The sequence below is a fragment of the Pseudoalteromonas sp. NC201 genome (assembly GCF_002850255.1).
Classification (GTDB): domain Bacteria; phylum Pseudomonadota; class Gammaproteobacteria; order Enterobacterales; family Alteromonadaceae; genus Pseudoalteromonas.
Window position 1 is genome coordinate 431,653 of the sequence record NZ_CP022522.1, and the last position, 19,804, is coordinate 451,456.

22 protein-coding genes and 1 other RNA gene are annotated in these 19,804 nt (G+C 43.7%); 16 read left to right on the plus strand and 7 right to left on the minus strand.

From position 1 onward, the window contains the following. Positions 1–44: 44 nt before the first annotated feature. From PNC201_RS01850 to PNC201_RS01860, 3 genes are all read right to left on the minus strand, one after another. Positions 45–1,124: a trypsin-like peptidase domain-containing protein gene (locus PNC201_RS01850; protein WP_010605926.1), complete on the minus strand. Its 1,080-nt coding sequence runs from the start codon at positions 1,122–1,124 to the stop codon at positions 45–47. A gap of 102 nt (positions 1,125–1,226) precedes the next feature. After that, a complete protein-coding gene (locus PNC201_RS01855; RefSeq protein ID WP_102055985.1) occupies positions 1,227–2,579 on the minus strand; it encodes a DegQ family serine endoprotease in 1,353 nt (450 codons plus the stop codon). A gap of 115 nt (positions 2,580–2,694) precedes the next feature. Beyond that, a complete protein-coding gene (locus tag PNC201_RS01860) occupies positions 2,695–3,150 on the minus strand; it encodes a YhcB family protein (RefSeq protein WP_010376689.1) in 456 nt (151 codons plus the stop codon). Positions 3,151–3,273: 123 nt separating this feature from the next. Between PNC201_RS01860 and zapE the strand changes: the two genes are divergently transcribed. The 8 genes from zapE to PNC201_RS01900 all read left to right on the plus strand — a co-directional run bounded on the left by zapE (position 3,274) and on the right by PNC201_RS01900 (position 9,836). Further along, the gene (zapE, locus tag PNC201_RS01865) at positions 3,274–4,362 is read left to right on the plus strand and encodes a cell division protein ZapE (protein WP_102055987.1); all 1,089 of its coding nucleotides are present in this window, start codon (positions 3,274–3,276) and stop codon (positions 4,360–4,362) included. A 354-nt stretch (positions 4,363–4,716) separates the two neighbouring features. Continuing rightward, positions 4,717–5,145 (plus strand): 50S ribosomal protein L13, encoded by a 429-nt coding sequence (gene rplM / locus PNC201_RS01870; protein WP_010376694.1) that lies wholly within the window; start codon positions 4,717–4,719, stop codon positions 5,143–5,145. 8 nt (positions 5,146–5,153) lie between these two features. Further along, positions 5,154–5,546 carry a 30S ribosomal protein S9 gene (gene rpsI / locus PNC201_RS01875; RefSeq protein WP_161796706.1) on the plus strand — a complete coding sequence of 131 codons (393 nt, stop codon included), beginning with the start codon at positions 5,154–5,156 and terminating at the stop codon, positions 5,544–5,546. A gap of 516 nt (positions 5,547–6,062) precedes the next feature. Next, entirely contained in the window at positions 6,063–6,653 is a 591-nt protein-coding gene (gene petA, locus PNC201_RS01880; protein ID WP_010376697.1) for a ubiquinol-cytochrome c reductase iron-sulfur subunit, read from the plus strand. Then, a complete protein-coding gene (locus PNC201_RS01885) occupies positions 6,653–7,954 on the plus strand; it encodes a cytochrome b (protein WP_017219050.1) in 1,302 nt (433 codons plus the stop codon). The genes petA and PNC201_RS01885 overlap by 1 nt, the downstream gene beginning before the upstream one ends. Beyond that, on the plus strand, positions 7,951–8,688 hold the full coding sequence (locus PNC201_RS01890; RefSeq protein WP_017219051.1) for a cytochrome c1: 738 nt from the start codon (positions 7,951–7,953) through the stop codon (positions 8,686–8,688). The genes PNC201_RS01885 and PNC201_RS01890 overlap by 4 nt, the downstream gene beginning before the upstream one ends. A gap of 96 nt (positions 8,689–8,784) precedes the next feature. Next, positions 8,785–9,411 carry a stringent starvation protein SspA gene (gene sspA, locus PNC201_RS01895; RefSeq protein WP_010605922.1) on the plus strand — a complete coding sequence of 209 codons (627 nt, stop codon included), beginning with the start codon at positions 8,785–8,787 and terminating at the stop codon, positions 9,409–9,411. Continuing rightward, positions 9,411–9,836: a ClpXP protease specificity-enhancing factor gene (locus PNC201_RS01900; RefSeq protein WP_010605921.1), complete on the plus strand. Its 426-nt coding sequence runs from the start codon at positions 9,411–9,413 to the stop codon at positions 9,834–9,836. Before sspA ends, PNC201_RS01900 begins: the two co-directional genes overlap by 1 nt. Positions 9,837–9,873: 37 nt before the next feature. Here PNC201_RS01900 and dolP read toward each other — a convergent pair whose 3' ends face one another. The 4 genes from dolP to PNC201_RS01920 are packed head-to-tail and all read right to left on the minus strand — an operon-like array spanning position 9,874 to position 13,287. Beyond that, entirely contained in the window at positions 9,874–10,440 is a 567-nt protein-coding gene (dolP, locus tag PNC201_RS01905; protein ID WP_102055989.1) for a division/outer membrane stress-associated lipid-binding lipoprotein, read from the minus strand. After that, a complete protein-coding gene (locus PNC201_RS01910; RefSeq protein ID WP_010605919.1) occupies positions 10,437–11,024 on the minus strand; it encodes an SIS domain-containing protein in 588 nt (195 codons plus the stop codon). Before PNC201_RS01910 ends, dolP begins: the two co-directional genes overlap by 4 nt. Before the next feature lies 1 nt (position 11,025). Further along, entirely contained in the window at positions 11,026–11,391 is a 366-nt protein-coding gene (locus PNC201_RS01915) for a YraN family protein (RefSeq protein ID WP_102055990.1), read from the minus strand. A 9-nt stretch (positions 11,392–11,400) separates the two neighbouring features. Continuing rightward, a complete protein-coding gene (locus PNC201_RS01920; RefSeq protein WP_102055991.1) occupies positions 11,401–13,287 on the minus strand; it encodes a penicillin-binding protein activator in 1,887 nt (628 codons plus the stop codon). 60 nt (positions 13,288–13,347) lie between these two features. Between PNC201_RS01920 and rsmI the strand changes: the two genes are divergently transcribed. The 8 genes from rsmI (at position 13,348) to PNC201_RS01960 (ending at position 19,787) form a co-directional block, all read left to right on the plus strand. Next, the gene (gene rsmI / locus PNC201_RS01925; RefSeq protein WP_102055992.1) at positions 13,348–14,208 is read left to right on the plus strand and encodes a 16S rRNA (cytidine(1402)-2'-O)-methyltransferase; all 861 of its coding nucleotides are present in this window, start codon (positions 13,348–13,350) and stop codon (positions 14,206–14,208) included. 54 nt (positions 14,209–14,262) lie between these two features. Continuing rightward, positions 14,263–14,633, plus strand: an RNA gene (gene rnpB, locus PNC201_RS01930) — RNase P RNA component class A. Between the two features lie 237 nt (positions 14,634–14,870). Continuing rightward, on the plus strand, positions 14,871–16,346 hold the full coding sequence (locus PNC201_RS01935) for a serine hydrolase domain-containing protein (RefSeq protein WP_102055993.1): 1,476 nt from the start codon (positions 14,871–14,873) through the stop codon (positions 16,344–16,346). Between the two features lie 344 nt (positions 16,347–16,690). Beyond that, entirely contained in the window at positions 16,691–17,710 is a 1,020-nt protein-coding gene (gene dusA / locus PNC201_RS01940; RefSeq protein ID WP_102055994.1) for a tRNA dihydrouridine(20/20a) synthase DusA, read from the plus strand. 179 nt (positions 17,711–17,889) lie between these two features. Then, the gene (locus PNC201_RS01945; RefSeq protein ID WP_102055995.1) at positions 17,890–18,546 is read left to right on the plus strand and encodes a PspA/IM30 family protein; all 657 of its coding nucleotides are present in this window, start codon (positions 17,890–17,892) and stop codon (positions 18,544–18,546) included. A gap of 47 nt (positions 18,547–18,593) precedes the next feature. Beyond that, entirely contained in the window at positions 18,594–18,803 is a 210-nt protein-coding gene (locus PNC201_RS01950; RefSeq protein ID WP_102055997.1) for a PspC domain-containing protein, read from the plus strand. A gap of 23 nt (positions 18,804–18,826) precedes the next feature. Continuing rightward, positions 18,827–19,168 (plus strand): hypothetical protein, encoded by a 342-nt coding sequence (locus PNC201_RS01955; protein WP_010605901.1) that lies wholly within the window; start codon positions 18,827–18,829, stop codon positions 19,166–19,168. 94 nt (positions 19,169–19,262) lie between these two features. Further along, positions 19,263–19,787 (plus strand): copper chaperone PCu(A)C, encoded by a 525-nt coding sequence (locus tag PNC201_RS01960; RefSeq protein WP_102055998.1) that lies wholly within the window; start codon positions 19,263–19,265, stop codon positions 19,785–19,787. Positions 19,788–19,804: the final 17 nt, after the last annotated feature.

Consider the following 19,804-nt stretch of genomic DNA (forward strand, 5'->3'; position numbering starts at 1 on the left):
AACGAAAAGCGTCTTCCGGGACGCTTTTTGCTTAACCTTTTTGCCTAATATAACCCTGTTTCGAGTTCAGCGACTTCCACCGTAATAGTGAGGCGCTGACCGCCCCTGAGTACTTCAAACTCGAGTTTAGTACCGGGCGCGGTATTGCCTATCGTCTTCAGTGTCCTTTGCGGATTAGTCACAGGTTCTCCACCTACTTTAACTACAATATCATGCTCTTTCATGCCAGCTTGCCATGCGGGACCTAGCGGGTCTAATTCGCTCACAGCAAGGCCGACAATTGGTGTGTAGAGATCCGTTACACTTTTACCTGTATTATCAACTGGCGTGCCTCTAAAGCCGAGATAGCCCCGGATCACTCTGCCATCCATAATAAGTTTATGCATCACGTCCAGTGCAAGATCATAAGGGATCGCAAAAGAGATACCTTGGATATCAATATTCAAACGTGTGCGAAATTGTGCAGAGGTAATGCCAACTAGTGCGCCATTAGAATTGACAACGGCACCACCTGAGTTACCAACATTAATCGCGGCATCCATTTGCAGCAAATTATTGAATTGGCTTTCCGTGAGTGTCTGTTTGCCTGTTGCACTGATAATGCCTTGCGTAATGGTTTGTCCAATGTTCAACGGATTACCAATTGCGAGCACCACATCCCCAACACGTGGTGAGTAGTCGTGATCGATAGGAATGACAGGCAAATTCTCGGCTGGAATTTTTAATAAAGCTAAATCGGTGATGGTGTCATAGCCTATCAGTTGCGTATCGCTATATTGGCGGCCATCAGGAAGAAGTACAATGATTTGGTCGGCATTGTTCACCACATGATAGTTTGTCAGTATGTAACCATCTCGGCTCATAATAACACCAGAGCCAAGCTCTCTAACCGTATTTTGGCGCTGGTATCTTGGCTGATTACTAAAGCCCTCGGAAAAAATCGTTACGACCGCTGGAGCCGTTTTTTCTACAGCATCAGCAAAACTCATATGATGGGCCTGAATATGTGGGGCCTCAAGTTTTGGCAAGTTATCCCTCAGCTCAGGATTAAACCAAATGATGATAAAAGCGATCCCAAGTCCGGCAAGCAGCGGTGGAAAAATGAATTTAATTAATTTGAACACAAGAGCTTATATTTATAGTTATCTAATACTGCTAATAATGACACAAAAAAAAACACAGCGACAAGTTTCGCTGTGTTTCATTTTTAATATTTGTCGATTTCGTTACTGAATGAGGTAGAAAACCGTCTCGCGATCGCGTTTAATCCCTAGTACGATATTGCCTTTAATACCATTAATTAGTTTAGACATCTCTTTAACGCTAGTGACACGTTGGCGATTCACTTGCATGATCACATCGCCTTCTTCAAGGCCAACACGTGCAGCTGGTGAGCGAGGCTCTACTGAGGTAATGACGACACCTTCATTGCCATTGCGCTCGCCACTCTCTAGTACCGCGCCTCGTAGGTTTGGATGTACATCCTCTGCATTCGCCTGTTCTTCTTGCTTACCACCAAGCTCTACGTCGATAAACTTGGTTTTGCCATCACGGTAGACACCAAGTCGTACCTCACGACCTTCACCCATCGTAGCCACTTTACCGTGGAGTTCATTAAAGCTTTCAATGTCGTCGCCGTTGAGGCTGACAATGACATCATTGGCTTTCAGACCCGCTTTGTCCGCTGCTGAATCTTCCACCACGCGCATGACATAAGCACCGCGCTTGACATCAAAGCCTTGTGCTTTAGCAAGACCAGCATCTAAAGTACGACCCAAAATACCCAATGAACCGCGACGAACTTCTCCGTACTCAACAATTTGATCCACTAGGTTTTTCATCATGTTTGATGGAATAGCAAAGCCGATCCCGACATTACCGCCAGACGCGCCTAAAATAGCAGTGTTGATACCAATGAGTTCGCCGTTTAAGTTAACTAGCGCACCACCTGAGTTACCTTGGTTGATTGCCGCATCTGTTTGGATAAAGTCTTCATAGCCTTCGATATTTAAGCCGCTACGGCCTAGTGCACTGATTATTCCTGAGGTGACTGTATGACTTAATCCAAATGGGTTACCAATAGCAACGGAAAAATCACCCACTCTCAACTTGTCTGAATTAGCGAGTTTGATTTCTGTTAGGTCTTCGCCGTCGATTTGTAGCAATGCGATATCGGATTCGGCGTCGCTACCGATTAATTTGGCCTCAAACTCTCTGCCATCCTTTAAAGTGACCAGCATTTCGTCTGCATCATCAATAACGTGATTATTTGTAACGACATAGCCTTTATCTGCATCGATGATGACACCTGAGCCGAGGCCACTAAAAGGGCGCTTTTGGCTACGAGGCTGCGGTTGTCCAAAGAAAAAGTCGAAAGGGTCGACACGGCGACGCACTTCTTTAGCGCCTTTTACTTGGATACTAACAACGCCCGGGGCGACCTTTTCTAGCATAGGTGCTAGCGTTGGTAGTTGTTGGCCGTCTACGGCAACAGGAAGTTTGGCCATGCTTTGCTGCGGTAACAGCAATAAGCTAGAAGAAAGTAAAGCGGCCGATAACAAAGATAGTTTAAATTTCATAGTCGTGAAGTACTCCGCTATTAGCGTTAATATAAGTCATAAGGGGCTGATAATTAGCCCCTTATGAGTAATCAATAACTTCTTTTAAAGACTATGGGGTCAACAAAAAGTTTCATCAAGAGGCTTTAATTTGCTCACTTTCTTTTTTTTGACCAGAAAATAGCCCAGTTTCACCTTCGGCATAGTCACTAGGTGGTGCCTCAAAACTTGGGTCTTGTTTACGTCTTCTCTCTGGGCGTGCTTGAAGAGAAGCTTGTAGTTGTTCTGTGGTTTCTTTCGAGAAAAAAGGATCCGCAGGATGAGATGGGCGATCCTGTGTCAGTAGTTGGTTGGTTTCTTCCACATGGGTAAGCAGCTGTTGATAGCTATCCTGCATTTTATTTACTAGTTTTTTGGTGCTAGCTAGGTGATCTGATACGTCTTGACGATATTGCTCAAGGTCATGTTTAGCTTGTTGTGCTTGCACTTCCAGTTCGTCGTGTTTGAACTGCTTTTTCGTTACAAAGCCACCTAAAAAGAATGCAGCAATGGCAACAATGATCAGTAATCCAAGCCAAGTAACGGTAGTCATAGGTTTCTCCCTGTGTGCCTCAACGGCAAATAAAATTAAAACTCTGTTAGAGTTAAATATACGCTGTGAATACAGTCGTGTTAATATAACCTACAAACAAATCGTAAAAAAATATTTAAGTCGATGACGCCTTGGGAAAAATATCAGCAAGATCTACAACGTGATGATTTTCAATATGACAGCGCGCAAGAAAATGCCGTAAAGCATTTACAGCGATTGTATGACGACCTTATCAATCAGCCCCCGGTCAAACAAAACTTCTTCTCGCGCTTGTTTGGTAAAGCTGAGCCGCCAAAAGTGAAAGGGTTGTACTTTTGGGGTGGAGTGGGGCGCGGTAAAACTTATCTGGTTGATACCTTTTTCGATGCGTTGCCGACGGAGCGCAAAATGCGGGTGCATTTTCACCGCTTTATGCATCGTGTTCACGCAGAGCTAAAAAAGCTTAATGAAGTGAAAAATCCTCTGGAAAGCATCGCTGATACGTTCAAATCTGAAACTGACATTATCTGCTTCGATGAATTTTTCGTTCAAGATATCACTGATGCCATGTTACTGGGTGGATTAATGCAGGCGCTGTTTGCGCGCGGTATCGTGTTAGTGGCCACATCGAATATTGTGCCAGACGATTTGTATAAAAATGGCTTACAGCGTGCGCGATTCTTACCCGCCATTGAATTGGTAAAAGCCAATACTGAGGTCGTTAATGTGGACTCGGGTATTGACTATCGCTTACGCACGTTGGAACAAGCGGAAATTTTTCACAGCCCACTTGATAAACAAGCGGATGAAAACTTATTCGACTACTTTAACAAACTCTCTCCGGAGCCGGGTAAAGCCGAACAGGCGATTGAGATTGAAGGTCGGATGATCCAAACCCGAATAGTGTCTGATTGTATTGTTATGTTTGATTTCCCAGCGCTATGTGAAACCGCTCGCTCGCAAGTGGATTACATGGAGATCAGTCGCTTATATAACACAGTGATTCTATCTAATGTGAAGCAAATGGGTCAGCAAAACGATGATGCGGCAAGGCGTTTTATTGCGCTTGTCGATGAGTTTTATGAGCGTAATGTAACGCTTATCATCTCGGCTGCAGCGCCGATTACTGAACTTTATACCGAAGGTACATTGAATTTTGAGTTCAAACGCTGCATTAGCCGCTTGCAAGAAATGCAATCCCATGAATATTTAGCAAAAGAGCATTTAGCCTAACGGCAATTACTTTTTTGTTAAGAGGACTTGTTCGGTGTGGGTGTTTGTAAACATCTTATTTGAACGAGTCCTTGTCACGCACACGTCGTCATTTCGTTGGATTTTTTGCCTTTTCTATTTTTTTCGAAATTCTTCAGATTTTCTTGTAGAAAAAAGCACCAAGCGCTGGTTTTCACCCAGAAGGCTTGCTATAATCCGCGGCCTGCCACGTTGCGTTCTATTGCCCTCGTCGGCTTAGCCACTGACTTGAGCGGCATAAAAGTCTTAAACTCGAAGGGGTTAAAGCAAATACAAGTAGAGCGGTAGTCCAAGGACTGCCTGTGGTTTTAAAATTGAAAACTTTGGATTTTTATAATGAAAACGTTTGTTGCTAAACCAGAAACTGTAAAACGTGACTGGTACGTAGTTGACGCTGAAGGTAAAACTTTAGGTCGCATCGCTACTGAAATCGCTCGTCGCCTTCGCGGTAAGCACAAAGCTGAGTATACTCCACACGTTGACACTGGTGACTACATCATCGTAATCAACGCTGAGAAAGTTACTGTAACTGGTAACAAAACTCAGGACAAAATGTACTATGCTCACTCTGGTTACCCAGGTGGCCTTAAGTCTATCAACTTTGAGAAACTTCAAGCTAAAAAGCCTGAAATGATCATCGAGAAAGCGGTTAAAGGCATGTTACCTCGCGGTCCTCTAGGTCGTGAAATGTTCCGTAAACTTAAAGTTTACGCTGGTAACGAGCACAACCACGCTGCGCAGCAGCCTCAGGTTCTAGACATTTAAGGAGCACTATCATGGCAAATCAATACTACGGTACAGGTCGTCGTAAAAGTTCAAGTGCTCGCGTATTCCTACGCCCAGGCACTGGCAACATCGTAATCAATAAGCGCTCTTTAGAAGAGTTCTTCGGTCGTGAAACTTCTCGCATGGTTGTTCGTCAGCCTTTAGAGCTAGTTGAAATGACAGAAAAGTTTGACCTATACATCACTGTTGCAGGTGGTGGTACAACTGGTCAAGCGGGTGCTATCCGTCACGGTATCACACGTGCACTAATGGAGTTTGACGAGTCTCTACGTCCAGCTCTACGTAAAGCTGGCTTTGTTACTCGCGATGCTCGTAAAGTTGAGCGTAAGAAAGTTGGTCTTAAGAAAGCACGTAAGAAGACACAGTTCTCTAAGCGTTAATTTATTACGTTTCAAGAATTCAAAAACCCAGCTTATGCTGGGTTTTTTGTTTTTAGCATCTCCTATGTGCACATCAATCTCTCGTATTTACGAGGTATCTAATTCGTTTTGTCCTACTTATTTGCTCAAAAATATCGCGTCGAGTTAAAAAAGTTCAATAAATATAATAATTAGTGCAATTCGAGCGGTAACTTGGCGGTTTTTTTTGCTACAATTGGCGAAGCAAGTAGAAAGGCCTGAGATCCAGTCACGCGATTTGGTGCGTATCCTTAGTCGGGGGGTTGATCTTAGTCAGTATATTGTTGTGTCAGATGCGATATCATAAATACTCGGTTTCATGCTCGAAGTAATCATAGATGATTTTCTGCGGGTTTATTCGGGCATGGATCTGGAATAACCTTGTTTTAATCAAGGTATTTATTTATGATCGCGTCTATTTTGTAATTTCTTAAATTAACCTGCTGTAACTGATGTTCTCAATATAGCAAGTGTTGGGAATCAAGTGGAGATAAGTGGATGAGCAATGCGCCTGTAGACAACAGCCGACGTCGCTTTTTAACTATCGCTACCTCTGTTGTAGGTGGCGTTGGTGCGGTTGGAGCTGCTGTTCCTTTTATTGCGTCCTGGAATCCAAGTGAGCGAGCTAAATCTGCAGGTGCGCCTGTAGAAGTAGATATCAGCAAACTTGAGTCTGGACAACTTATTCGTGTTGAGTGGCGAGGCAAACCAGTTTGGATTGTTAATCGTACACCAAAAATGCTAGAACAAATGAAGCAACACGAAGACCAACTTCGTGATCCTAACTCTGAAGAGCCACAGCAGTTGGCATCTGCGCAGAACGGTTTCCGTTCTAAGCGACCTGAGCTTTTCGTCGCGGTTGGGATTTGTACTCACTTAGGATGTTCACCATCTTTCCTTAACGGAAGCTTTGGTGAAAAAGTAGAAGGCACTGATAGTGGTTTCTTCTGTCCTTGTCACGGTTCGAAGTTTGATATGGCGGGGCGCGTATTCCAAAACGTACCTGCACCACTAAACTTAGAGATCCCTCCGTATACCTTTATTGACGACACTACCATTTTGGTAGGTGAAGAAGAAGGGGTTGCATAATGTCTGTTAATGTAGATAAAGCAGCAAATACGGGCGTTGTGGGCAAAGTTGTTGATTGGATCGATGCTCGTATTCCGATGACTCGCGTCTGGAATATGCACATTGCTCAATACCCAGCGCCAAAAAACTTTAACTTCTGGTACTTGTTTGGTTCACTCGCCATTCTAGTACTGGTAAACCAGATTGTAACGGGTATCTGGCTAACTATGAACTTTGTACCTTCTGCTGAAGGTGCATTTGCATCCGTAGAATACATCATGCGTGATGTTGAATACGGTTGGTTATTACGATACCTACACTCTACCGGCGCATCCGCATTCTTTATCGTGGTCTATCTTCACATGTTCCGCGGTATGATCTACGGTTCTTATCAAAAGCCACGTGAACTACTGTGGTTGTTCGGTATGTTTATCTTCCTAGCACTAATGGCTGAAGCCTTCATGGGTTACTTATTACCATGGGGTCAGATGTCTTTCTGGGGGGCTCAGGTAATCATTTCATTATTCGGTGCAATCCCGGTAATTGGTGATGACTTAACGCTTTGGATCCGTGGTGACTACGTTATTTCTGGTGCAACGCTTAACCGTTTCTTTGCACTACACGTTATTGCACTACCATTAGTACTGGTTATCTTAGTATTCCTTCACATTGTTGCACTGCACGAAGTAGGCTCAAACAACCCTGACGGTGTTGAGATCAAGCGCAAGAAAGGCTCTGTAGCTGAGGAAGACAAACCTAAATTTAAATTCCATGAATACTACACTGATAAAAAAGATATTGTGGATGCAATTCCATTCCACCCTTACTACACAGTAAAAGATGTCTTAGGTGTTGCTGGCTTCTTAATTTTCTTCTGCGCAATTGTATTCTTTGCACCAGAAATGAACGGTTTCTTCCTTGAAGCGCCAAACTTTGAAGCTGCAAACCCGCTGAAAACGCCAGAGCACATTTTCCCAGTTTGGTATTTTACGCCATTCTACGCAATCCTTCGTGCTATCCCTGACAAGCTAATTGGTGTACTAGCAATGGGCGCTTCAATCGTAGCATTGGCACTACTGCCTTGGATTGACCGTGGTTCGGTTCGTTCAATTCGCTACCGTTGTGGTTTCCATAAGTTGAACATTGCTCAGTTTGTTGTCACATTCGTTATCCTTGGTTGGATTGGTGCAACACCGCAAACTGACTTTAAAACGCTATTGTCGCAAATCACGACAGTAACTTATTTTATGTTCTTCGTGTTGCTATTCTTCTACAGTAAAAACGAGAAGACGAAGCCACTACCAACGAGGTTGACGAAATGATGAAAAAGCTAGTAATCGGTTTATTCGCATTGTTGCCAACGTTATCGATGGCAGCGGGCCCATCAGTGCCTTTGATGGAAGCAAATAATGACTTAACTGATAAAGCATCTTTACAGCGCGGCGCTAAGTTATTTATGAACTACTGCCTTGGCTGTCACCAAATGCAATATCAGCGTTATGAGCGTACTTTCCGTGACATCGGTATTCCAACTGAAATTGGTCAAGAAACGCTTATTTTCGATGGTTCAAAAGTAGGTAGCCATATTAAAAACTCTATGGCTAAAGATGATGCTGCAAAATGGTTTGGTGCTGCGCCACCGGACTTAACACTTATCTCTCGTGTTAAGTCTCCGGACTATATCTATACTTACTTGAAGTCATTCTATAAAGATGAGTCTCGCCCATTTGGTGTGAACAACGTTGTTTTCCCATTGGTCGGTATGCCTCACGTACTACAAGAGTTACAAGGCTTGCCAACACCGATCACTGAAGAAGTGGAAGAACACGGTCACACAGTGACTAAAGTTGTCGGCACTGAAACAGATGGTACCGGTGAGATGAGTGTTGATGAATATGACCAAGCAGCACGTGACCTTACAAACTTTTTAGCTTATGTAGGTGAGCCTTCTCGCCTAGAGTCAGAAGCTTTGGGTATTAAGGTTATTGGTTTCTTAGTTATCTTCTTCATCCTGGCATTCTTCTTGAAGAAAGAATACTGGAGAGATGTTCATTAATTTGAATATTCAAAGGTGATTTTTGCAATAGGGGCGTTCGCCCCTTTTGCTGTTTAAAGTGATTTAATTACTTTTAGTTTTTTAATGGAGGTAGGCATGGCCGTTGCTGCCAATAAGCGCCCTGTAATGACACTTTTTTCTGGGTCAAACTGTATGTACAGTCACCAAGTACGTATCGTACTTGCTGAGAAAGGTGTAAGTGTTGATATTCACCAGGCTGAAAAGGACAACTTACCAGAAGCTCTACACGAGATTAACCCGTATGGCACTGTTCCTACGCTAATCGATCGTGAGCTTGGCTTGTACCAAGCGAATATCATTATGGAGTATCTAGACGAGCGCTTCCCGCATCCTCCTCTGATGCCTGTATATCCAGTAATGCGTGGTCGTAGTCGTTTAATGATGCACCGCATTGAAACTGACTGGTATTCACTTGCTGAAAAGGTCTCTGCGGGTGGTGATGAAGCTGTACAAGCTCGTAAAGAGTTAACCGAAGCACTACTAGCTGTAGCACCTATCTTCAATGAAGCACCTTACTTCATGAGTGAAGAGTTCAGCTTAGTTGATTGTTATTTAGCTCCACTACTTTGGCGTTTACCACAGCTTGGTATTGAGCTGAATGGTGCTGGTAGCAAAGAGCTAAAAGAATACATGCTGCGTTTATTTGAGCGTGACTCATTCCAAGCATCGCTAACGGATGCAGAGCGTGAGATCAGATCGTAATGACGTCTAATCGTCCTTACTTACTACGCGCGTTTTACGAGTGGATTGTTGATAACGAATGTACACCGCATTTAGTGGTGAACGCAGACTTTCCCTCGGTACAGGTTCCAACACAATTTGTGCAAGAAGGGCAAATTGTGTTGAACGTAAGCCCGTCTGCTGTGACTAATTTCTCTATGGACAATCAAGCGCTGAGCTTTAACGCTCGGTTTGGTGGTCAACCGATGCAGGTATATGTGCCAAACGGTGCGGTATTGGCTATCTATGCAAGAGAAAATGGTGAAGGCACGGTATTTACACCTGAAGAAGAAATCTTTGAAGATGAAGAGTTTGATTTGGTAGAAGAGACGGAAGTCTCACAATCGCCAGAGACTAAGCCGGAACCTGAAAAGAAAAAAGGTTCTCACCTTCGAGTGATAAAATAAAAAAACCTGCGGATGCAGGTTTTTTTATGGCTATTGTTTAGATGTACTCAAAGGCTTTAATCACACGTTTGACACCATTAATATTTCTGGCGATTTCTACGGCTGAGTTTGCTTCTTGTTTGGAGACTAAGCCCATTAAGAACACTTCGGCATTTTCAGTAACTACCTTAATATTTGCGCCATTGACTTCGTCGGCCGCCAGCAGTTTGGTTTTAACTTTGGAGGTCAGCCACGTATCATGTGTTTGCGTCGTGATGCCGATGTTTGAGGTTATTCTCAACTGATTATGTACTTGCTTAATCCCAGCAATGTTCCGTAGCGCACGCTCAGCTTCCGTTTTCATTTCTTGATTAGTGACTTGACCGATCATTAATACTACGCCATTAACACTCACTAGCGTGATATTGGCATGGTCTGCAAGGCGCTTAATCTCTTTGATGGCAAGCGTGCCTTTGATCTCGATATTGTTATCGTCAATTTGTGCACCGATAGTGCGTCTATCATTTGCTGCAGACACCGCACCGGCTGTACCAGCAACTACCGCAGCAGCACACCCTTGTAGTAACAAGATGGCGGCAAGTAAAGAGGTTATTCTCATCATCATACTTCGTCCTGAGGGAATAAAATTGCGTCGATTAGCTCACTTAAACAGTGAGTATTGAATAGTTGTGATTCGATTATCCGGCTTGGGCGTTTACTTGGGATCCGGATCTCTACATCCTGTGGGCCCAACAGGCCGGTAATTTCACCACCATCATCGCCAACTAACGCGATGACTTTCATATCTCTAGTCAGGGCTGCTTCCACTGCGCCAATAACCGTCTTTTCTTGCCCGTTTATGGCATACGCCACCAGCAAGTCTCCTTGCTGCGCGAATGCGCGTATTTGCTTGGCAAAGCGCTCTCTGGCTTTACCATTTTCTGGTGACGCCAAATTATATTGCTCATTCGTTAGTGCAATCGCGGGCAGACACGGGCGTTCGGTTTCGTAAAAGTTGCTTAAGATGGTTGCGAAGTGGTGCGCCAACATATGATTACTTGGCGCGCCGCAGCAGATGATTTTATTGCCATTGATCAGGCTCTGAGCCATAGTCATAGCTGCGGTTTCTAGTGCTTTAGGCAATACTTCGCCTGCCGCTATCTGCGCTTGAATTGACTCTGTAAATATAGACTTTATAGATTCTTGCATGCTAAAAAATATTTCTAATCCAGTTTATTTCAGGGGGATCGGCCCCTTGAATGGCAACAAAGTCGACTCTAAGTTGCGTGTTATGCAAATTTTGCTGTGCTAAATAATTATAAATACTACGCTTTAATCTTTGAAGCTTAGTTTTTGATAGTGCGTTAATTGCGCCACCAAAGTGACTGCTATCGCGATACTTTACTTCAATAAACACTAAGGTTTGCGACTCTCGCATAATGAGATCTATCTCTCCGTATTTACAGAGATAGTTTCTGGTGACGGGGGTTAATCCTTGTTTTACCAAGAATTGCTCCGCAATCTGCTCAAAATGCTCGCCCTTACTCCGTGTGTTGCTAAATAGTCCTTTAAACATCCAGATATCCTATCTGACCAAAGAGTCTCCCACAGGTTTCTCTTGTTGCATAAATAATGGTAGTGGAGGCTGTTCATCTAAGCTCACCAAACGAATTTGTTTATTATGATACTGTGCCCAACTGAGCTTTCGTACTAAGTCACTGCCACCGCGGATGCTGAGCTGGCCGGTTAAGCCATCAAAACTTTTACCCGAGAGCCAAGCCAGTTGGCGCAGCTCGGGGACTAAATTTGTGGCGTCATATGCCATTGCAAACAAGCGCTGCTCTAAGTCGGCCTGCTCAGGCCATAAAGATTGATAGGCATCTCGAAGCGGTGCTTTTTCAACGGCACCCGGTAGCATCCAAGGTTGCTCGGTAAAATAAAGTCCTTCTAAATCGCCCTTATCAGTAACATCAATTTGTTTACTATAGCTGCGAGAGCTGGCATATAAAGGGATCCTGTCGGCAAATGTACTGACATTGACGTCTAAATAGGGTTTGAGCAGTCGAGTTTCCATTGCATCACCTAAAATATAGATGGCATCAATGTCGCGTCTAGAGCGTGTTTCGCTTTTGACCTCTTTGCGAAATAGACTTTTGATGACGCTAGTGCGTGACTTTGAAGCGTCCACCTCTAAAATGTCGGTGATGACATCCGCCATATTTTTACTATTAGTGTAATAACCTACTTCTGGTGCGGTCTCACTGTAGCGTTTCCAACCTTGATCAAAATACTCAATTAAACGCTTACCAGAGGCATTCGCTGGAGCCAGTAACATGGGTTTTTTATAGCCTTTAGCAAGAAAGTGCTTCATTGCTTGCTCGACTTCATGCTCAGGATTAAGCGCAAAAAAGTACTGTTCACTACTGCTAGGCGTAAGCGTTTCGCGTGCATTTAAAAACAAAGTTGGGTAAGCCGCAAAACCTTTATCTGCGAGTAGTTTTTCAACGTTGGATTTTAATAATGGACCAATGACAAAATCGACATTTGCCTCAGCAAGTTGCGTTACGATGTCAGATTCGGATGCCATTTCATCAATGAAGAAGACCTCTTCAATCGCCCCTTCGTCAGTAGCAGCCAAGAAACCATTTTTCAAGGCTGTGCCGAGTCGCTCGCTCGCACCAGATTGTGGTAATAACACCGCAAGTCTTTTAACTTGGTAAGGTTCAAGCGCAACAGCGCCTTGTAAATCTTTAGGCAGCAAAGCAACCGCAGGGTGATTAGTAAAACGACGACGCCAATTATTCATGGCTTGGTCGAGCTGGACGCTCGAACCCAAATAAATTTGTTGATACTTAGCTAGCGTCACCCAACCACGCTGTAAAACAGAGCCAGAATCAAAGCGCTCTAGGGCGTAACTTGATAGCTGCTGTAGCGCGAGCCAAATCTCTTCGTGTAACCCAGCCACCGCTAAGTTATGTTCATTGGCAATATCAGCCGCTTTAAAGTACTCAACCAACGCTTTTTTTGGTAGTTGCTGAGAGGCATAAATACTACCCAATAAATACTCATACCAAGCTTGGTGTTCAGGGGTGTTGAGTCGGCCCTCTAGCGTGTTTAGTATGGCTAACGCATTGGCATACTGCGATAATTCTTTGCGAGCAAGTGCGATGTATAATTTGTTTTGAATATGATCAACACTGGCTTTAGCTTCCATCGCTAAACCAATTTGCTCTAACATTTGCCAGTCTTTTTCTAAGATAGCAGCGTCTCTGGCTGCATATAGCAATTGGATTTTGGCAACGCCTTCTTTACCCTGCGCCTTTGCAAATAACGACGCGGCATTGTCATCCGATTGGCTAACGGCTTTAGTTGTTTTAGTTTCTTGGGGGGATTTGGTGACATTTGTGCTTGTACTACAAGCGGATAACCCCGACAATATGGCAACTAAAAGCGCTATCTTTTTAAACTGCACAGGCAAACCTTCTTTTTCACGACTGAGTGGATATCTTACTGACTGATATTGGAGAGCTCAATGGCTAATCTTCACAACGAAAACAAAATCGGCACCCTACATATTGTAGCGACACCAATAGGTAATTTAGATGACATCAGTGAACGTGCACTGAAAGTGTTAAGTCAGGTCGATTTAATCGCTGCCGAAGATACGCGCCACACCGGTAAATTATTGAGCCACTTTAGCATTAAAGCAAAAACTTTTGCACTGCATGATCACAACGAGAAGCAAAAAGCGCAGCAAATTTTAGATTGGTTAAACGAAGGTAAAGACATCGCGCTAGTGTCTGATGCGGGTACGCCGCTTATCAGCGATCCAGGCTATGCCGTGGTAAACCTGTGCCGTGAAGCAGGTGCTACTGTGACTCCCGTTCCAGGCGCGTGTGCCGCCATTGCTGCCGTGAGTTGTTCAGGCTTACCGACAGATAAATTCCAATTCGTGGGATTTTCACCTGCAAAAAGCCAAGCGCGTCAGCAATTTTTTAAAGATGCAGTCGCCTCTGGCATCACCAGTATCTTGTACGAAAGCACCCACCGCATTATGGCAAGTCTAGAAGATATGAAAATCGCGCTGGGCGAAACACAACAAGTCGTTTTTGCTAAAGAACTGACCAAAACCTACGAAACCTTTTTCAGTGGCACGGTTACTGAGCTTATTGAGTTTTTAACCGCAACGCCTGAAAAGCAAAAAGGTGAACTGGTGTTGATGCTACCCGGTGAACAAAGAGATGAACAGGCATTAACGCCAGAAGCAAAAAAGCTGATTGAGTTACTAGAACCTGAAATGCCATTGAAGAAGGCCTGCGGCGTGGCAGCTGAATATTTAGGGCTAAAAAAGAACGCCTTGTATAAGGCTATGATTGCTGAGCGAGAAGCGTAATACACGCAATTTATCGCGTGCGTTATTGCATTAAAGTGCGTATAATCGCCCGCCTGAGTCAGCCGGATAATCGCTGCCTGTGACGAAAATGATCAGGGGGAGGAAAGTCCGGGCTCCAATGGGCAGGGTGCCAGCTAACGGCTGGGGGGCGTGAGCCTACGACAAGTGCAGCAGAGAGAAGACCGCCTAAGTCCTTCGGGACCGGTAAGGGTGAAAGGGTGCGGTAAGAGCGCACCGGGCCACTGGTAACAGTTGGTTGCAAGGTAAACTCCACCCGGAGCAAGACCAAATAGGGTTCCTTATGGTGTGGCCCGCATCGGAACCGGGTAGGTTGCTCGAGCCTAGGAGCGATCCTAGGCCTAGACGAATGATTATCGATCTCCTTCGGGAGTGAACAGAACCCGGCTTATAGGCTGACTCACACCTCAAGCGTAAACATCCCAACATGAGATGTTTACGCTTGAGACTTCCACTTTATCACCTCACGATCACCTTGTTAAAAACGCCATTTATTTGTATATCTCACCACTTTTCGTTAATTTATTTACTAATTTCACTTGTTGGGTTTATTTAAAATACTGGTAAATAATGATTTTTAAGGTTGGTACAATACTTGGAAAGATAGAGGCATCTCTCAAGCGAAAATGAGTAATGGAACTATCATGTACAAGAACAACAAAGTTTTACTATCAACCTTGTTATGGTTTGGCACGCTTTTATGGTCGGCATTATTTTCATCCTTAGTGAAGGCTGAGTCAGTAGACAAGCTGATCAAAACCCTCATGAAAGAAAGGCATATTCCGGGCTTACAGTTGGCCGTGGTGAAAGACGATAAAATCATTAAGCAAGGAAGTTATGGTTTTGCAGATTTACAGCATCAAGTGCCTGTAACTGAGCAGACGTTATTTCCGATTAACTCGATGACAAAGGCGTTTACCGGTGTTGCGATTGTACAGCTCGCTGAGCAAGGTTATCTAAACATTGACGATGAAATTGGTAAGCACTTACCCGATTTACCAAAGGCTTGGCAGCAACTTAAAATTAATCAATTAATGGGTCACACCACAGGTTTGCCGCCGATCCTTGCATCAAATTATGCCCTAGAAACCATTGTACCGAACGATGTGGAAGCCTCATGGCAAGCTGTGCAAAAGCAGCCTCTTCAATTTACACCTAACTCGCGTTTTAGTTATAACCAAACCGGCTATGTGATTTTGGGTAAAATCATTGATAAATATGCACCTAAAGGGTTTCCTGCTTTTATTACCAAGATGCAGTTAGCACGTGCCAATATGCCAAAAACAGCGCAGGCAGGTTTTGATTATCTTGAACTTATGGTGCCAAATCAGGCTCGCCAATATATTCATTTAGGTGAGGGGAGTTACAAAAACTTTTACGGCGAATTCCCCTATATGTTGAGAACCGCCGCGGGAATGAGTTCAACCGCAACGGAACTAGCTAACTATGTTGTATCACTACAACAAGGCGAGCTGGTTAAAGAGTTAGATATGCTATGGACGCCAGTTAAGCTGAACAACGGGCGTACAGAAGCCTTTAACACCAAGGAAAATGGCTATGCAATGGGCTGGCAAGTGATTCAGCGTAAATATCACCCAGCGATCAGCGCAAGCGGAGGAAACGCGACTACGGTGATCACCTACCCTGAAGACAAGGTTTCTGTGATTGTACTTACTAACCTGTTGGGTGGATTACCCATTGAGTTTGTTGATAATATTGCCGCTTACTATATTCCCAACTTTAACGACGCTAGTAAGCAAAAGGCCTACCAGCCGATGGCGTACTTAAAGCAGCTTACAGATAAACAAGGCTTTGCCGACTTTGCGGCTATGTTTGCAAAAGCGCAGCAAGATACCGGTGTAATGTATGATTTAGAGATCTTGGTGGAGTGGGGCAATAAGCTTGTTGAAGATGGTCAAGTTAATAATGGTATCGAAATCTTTAAATTTGCACTGACACAAAATAACGAGCAGCCATATTACCACAACAGCATCGCGCAAGCGTATGAGTTAAATAAGCAGTATGCACAAGCACTTGAGCATTATCAGCAGTTACTTGCGATAAACCCAAACAGTCAGTTCGCAAAAAATAAAGTAGCGGTAGTGAAGGAGTATCTTTAACTCTCCATAAGATTGTGACGGCAGCCTAAGCAAATCGAAAGCCGCAAGTTCAATTACTTGCGGCTTTTTGGTATTTAACCTGAGGTTTGGATAAGAAATGAGCTAAGTTATTGTTTTTAAAATTACATTTAATTATTTCCTTGTCTAGTGCAAAAACAGGCTGCTAGAAAGGCATAAATTATCCGAAGCTCTGGTTATTTACTATTGGCAATAAATCGCTGTCTATACTTAACGAAGTATTAGAAGCTGCGGTATACTACGCAATCACCTATTTGAGCTATGTACTGCTATAGACATAACTAGTACAGGCCATTGATAGTAAACCTGATTGAGAAAGTCATACCATGAGCCAACAACCTACTCCACCCTTTGAGCCACAAACACCTAACCACTGTGTTGATGCCTTTCGCCGTTTTAGCGTTGCACCGATGCTGGATTGGACGGATCGCCATTGTAGAACCTTTCACCGTAAGTTGACTAAACATGCGGTGCTTTATACTGAAATGATCACCACAGGTGCGATTATTTTTGGTAAAGGGGATTATTTGGCATTTGGTGCGCATGAGTTGCCAGTGGCATTGCAGTTGGGTGGCTCTGATCCTAAGGCGCTGGCAGAGTGTGCTAAGCGTGCTGAGCAATATGGCTACAGTGAGGTAAACCTAAATGTGGGTTGCCCGTCAGATCGCGTGCAAAATGGTCGCTTTGGGGCATGTTTAATGGCTGAGCCACAGTTAGTTGCTGATTGTGTGGCGGCGATGAAGGCAGAAGTGAATATTCCGGTAACGGTAAAAACGCGCATTGGTATTGATGAACAAGATTCCTATGAGTTTCTTACGGCGTTGATTGAAGCCTCGCAGGCGGTGGGCTGTGATGACTTTATCATTCATGCCCGTAAAGCATGGTTGCAAGGCTTAAGCCCGAAAGAAAACCGTGAGATCCCACCATTAGATTATCCTCGCGTTTATCAATTAAAGAAAGACTATCCAGATCTGCATATCAGTATTAATGGTGGTGTTAAAACTCTTGAGGAATGTCAGCATCATTTGGCCCACTTAGATGGGGTAATGGTTGGCCGAGAAGCTTATAGCAACCCGTTTATGTTGTCACAGGTAGATGAGCTATTGTATGGCGAAGCTGCGTTTACGCAAACACGTCATCAAGTCGTAAGAAGCATGTATGGCTACTTTGAAAGTGAAATGTCGAATGGTGCAAACTTTTGGCATATTGCGCGTCACATGTTGGGTATTTTTCAAAATCAGCCCGGTGCGAGAGGATTCCGTCGTCATTTATCTGAAAACGGTCACAAAAAAGAGGCTGGCATAGAGGTGATGGAAAAGGCGCTGTCTTTTGTACCCGAAGTATAAAATGCGTTAGCTCAATCCTGTGTGTGAAAAAGACGATTTTATCGTCTTTTTCACTATTTAATGTATCTCAATAAATCTATTTTTCTTTTCAAAAAACCTTAACTCAATGATTTAATTTTGTTTTTATTTTTGGCACGGCTCTTGGAATAGTCTAACTATATTATAAAAGGAGCCGAACAATGACCATCATCAACAGAATTGAAGACCTTATCAAAGCAGAACTTAACGCGTTACTAGACAAAGCGGAAGACCCAAAAAAAATGGCAACTCAGTTAGTGCGTGATTTAGAAGAAGCGCTATCTGATTGTCGTGCAACGGCAGCTGAGCTTATTTGCCAACAAAAAGTAGCGCAGCGTCAAGTTGAGCAAGCAAATAAAGCTGTGGCAACGTGGCAAAGCAAAGCCGAACATGCTCTTGAAAAAGGTCGTGAAGATCTTGCCCGCTCAGCCCTTGAGCAAAAGCAGCGAGAAACCGAAAAAGCACAAGAAGCACAGCAAAAAATTGATGACCTAACGCCTGCACTTGAAAAACTCAGCGCAGATGCGGACAAGTTGCAAAGCAAAATTCAGCAATTAAAGGCAAAAGAAAAGGCCATGTTGCGCCGCTTGGAAGCTGGTAAGGCAAGGTTAACCATCAAACAAACGCTGAATAGTGACGACATGCGCTCTGCAACGCGCAAGTTCGACGAGTTAGAGCGTAAGGTGTCGCGCCTTGAAGCTGAAGTCGAATCCTATGACTTAGGGCAGCCTGATGTATGGCAGCGCTTTGAAGATGAGCAAAAGCAACAACAAATCGACGATGAATTAGCCCAACTGAAGCAAAAAATGGCGAGCTAGGCTCGCCTCCTACACCAACTGAGCAATCAAAGCGAAAGGGGATAAAGATGAAAAATAGATATCAATCAACACTGTCTCACATGAATAGTTCAAAGAAAATTGGTGGCGTATGTGCGCAACTAGCACAACGTTTTGATATGCCAATTTGGTTAACGCGTTTACTAACGGTATTGTTGTTTTTTAAGTTTCCAATATTTGTAATGCTAGCGTATGGCGTCGCTTGGTTTGCAATGCCAAAAGCGCAATACGAAAACTAAGTAGCGGCGACGAGGTAGGCACTATGAAAGTCGTGGCCGGTATATTATTAGCGCTGGTATTTTTATTGGCGCTATCTTGGGTGTCGCTGCCACTAATATGGTTAGACATCAGCGATCTGCAACTCGATATGGGATTTGACCTAGGTTGGTTTGGCTTTGAAATACTCACGTTGCTATTTGCAATTGTAGCCCTGGTGGTGCTAGGAGCACTCTTGAGCGCAGGTGTTTTAGGGTTGCTCCTTATTGTGTTCATTGGGCTAGTAATGACATTGCTATTTAATTCGCTGATAGTGCTATTTCCACTCATCTGTATTATTGCAATTGTGTGGTTAGTGGTAGACAAATCTGCTCAGGCAAAAGCTTGAGTAGTGGTTTTTGTTGGTGATAGGAGATAAAAAACACGCTAAATTGGGATCTGTGATATAGTTATTTGCAGTTATAAATCCAAGGAAAGCCAACATGAAATCAAGTGTAATCAAAACCTTAATTTTTGCTTTATCAACTTTTATCGGCTTTAACGCTTCAGCTCATCAAGGGCATGAGCATGGTGAACATCATCATGGTTCGGAGCAACTTTCTGTTCACAACGCAACCGTGCGTGCATTTTTACCGGCAGCACCTTCAACTGCAGGTTATCTCGTTATTGAAAATCCAACACAGCAAAATAAAGTGTTGGTTAAGGCTGCGCTCGAGGGTGTTAAGCGTGTTGAAATTCACGAGCATGTACATAAAGAAGACATGATGAAAATGCAACGCGTTGACGAGCTTGTTATTCCAGCGGGGAAATCAGTGACATTTCAGCCTGGTGGTTATCACTTAATGGTGTTTGAACCAATAGAAACATTAAAAGTCGGTGAGCAGCGTAAGCTTACGCTATATTTTGCTGATGGCGATAGGATCTTCACAGTGGCTGAAGTCGTCGCACTTGCAGATATGTTTGGTGGCAAAGAAAAATCAAACGCAGGACATCACTCTCATCACTAAAAACAGTGAGGTATTAA

Coding starts and splice junctions, on each gene's coding strand:
- PNC201_RS01855 (WP_102055985.1), bottom strand. CDS start 2,579: ATGAAATTTAAACTATCTTTGTTATCGGCCGCTTTACTTTCTTCTAGC.
- PNC201_RS01860 (WP_010376689.1), bottom strand. CDS start 3,150: ATGACTACCGTTACTTGGCTTGGATTACTGATCATTGTTGCCATTGCT.
- zapE (WP_102055987.1), top strand. CDS start 3,274: ATGACGCCTTGGGAAAAATATCAGCAAGATCTACAACGTGATGATTTT.
- rplM (WP_010376694.1), top strand. CDS start 4,717: ATGAAAACGTTTGTTGCTAAACCAGAAACTGTAAAACGTGACTGGTAC.
- petA (WP_010376697.1), top strand. CDS start 6,063: ATGAGCAATGCGCCTGTAGACAACAGCCGACGTCGCTTTTTAACTATC.
- PNC201_RS01885 (WP_017219050.1), top strand. CDS start 6,653: ATGTCTGTTAATGTAGATAAAGCAGCAAATACGGGCGTTGTGGGCAAA.
- PNC201_RS01890 (WP_017219051.1), top strand. CDS start 7,951: ATGATGAAAAAGCTAGTAATCGGTTTATTCGCATTGTTGCCAACGTTA.
- sspA (WP_010605922.1), top strand. CDS start 8,785: ATGGCCGTTGCTGCCAATAAGCGCCCTGTAATGACACTTTTTTCTGGG.
- PNC201_RS01900 (WP_010605921.1), top strand. CDS start 9,411: ATGACGTCTAATCGTCCTTACTTACTACGCGCGTTTTACGAGTGGATT.
- dolP (WP_102055989.1), bottom strand. CDS start 10,440: ATGATGATGAGAATAACCTCTTTACTTGCCGCCATCTTGTTACTACAA.
- PNC201_RS01910 (WP_010605919.1), bottom strand. CDS start 11,024: ATGCAAGAATCTATAAAGTCTATATTTACAGAGTCAATTCAAGCGCAG.
- PNC201_RS01915 (WP_102055990.1), bottom strand. CDS start 11,391: ATGTTTAAAGGACTATTTAGCAACACACGGAGTAAGGGCGAGCATTTT.
- rsmI (WP_102055992.1), top strand. CDS start 13,348: ATGGCTAATCTTCACAACGAAAACAAAATCGGCACCCTACATATTGTA.
- PNC201_RS01935 (WP_102055993.1), top strand. CDS start 14,871: ATGTACAAGAACAACAAAGTTTTACTATCAACCTTGTTATGGTTTGGC.
- dusA (WP_102055994.1), top strand. CDS start 16,691: ATGAGCCAACAACCTACTCCACCCTTTGAGCCACAAACACCTAACCAC.
- PNC201_RS01945 (WP_102055995.1), top strand. CDS start 17,890: ATGACCATCATCAACAGAATTGAAGACCTTATCAAAGCAGAACTTAAC.
- PNC201_RS01950 (WP_102055997.1), top strand. CDS start 18,594: ATGAAAAATAGATATCAATCAACACTGTCTCACATGAATAGTTCAAAG.
- PNC201_RS01955 (WP_010605901.1), top strand. CDS start 18,827: ATGAAAGTCGTGGCCGGTATATTATTAGCGCTGGTATTTTTATTGGCG.
- PNC201_RS01960 (WP_102055998.1), top strand. CDS start 19,263: ATGAAATCAAGTGTAATCAAAACCTTAATTTTTGCTTTATCAACTTTT.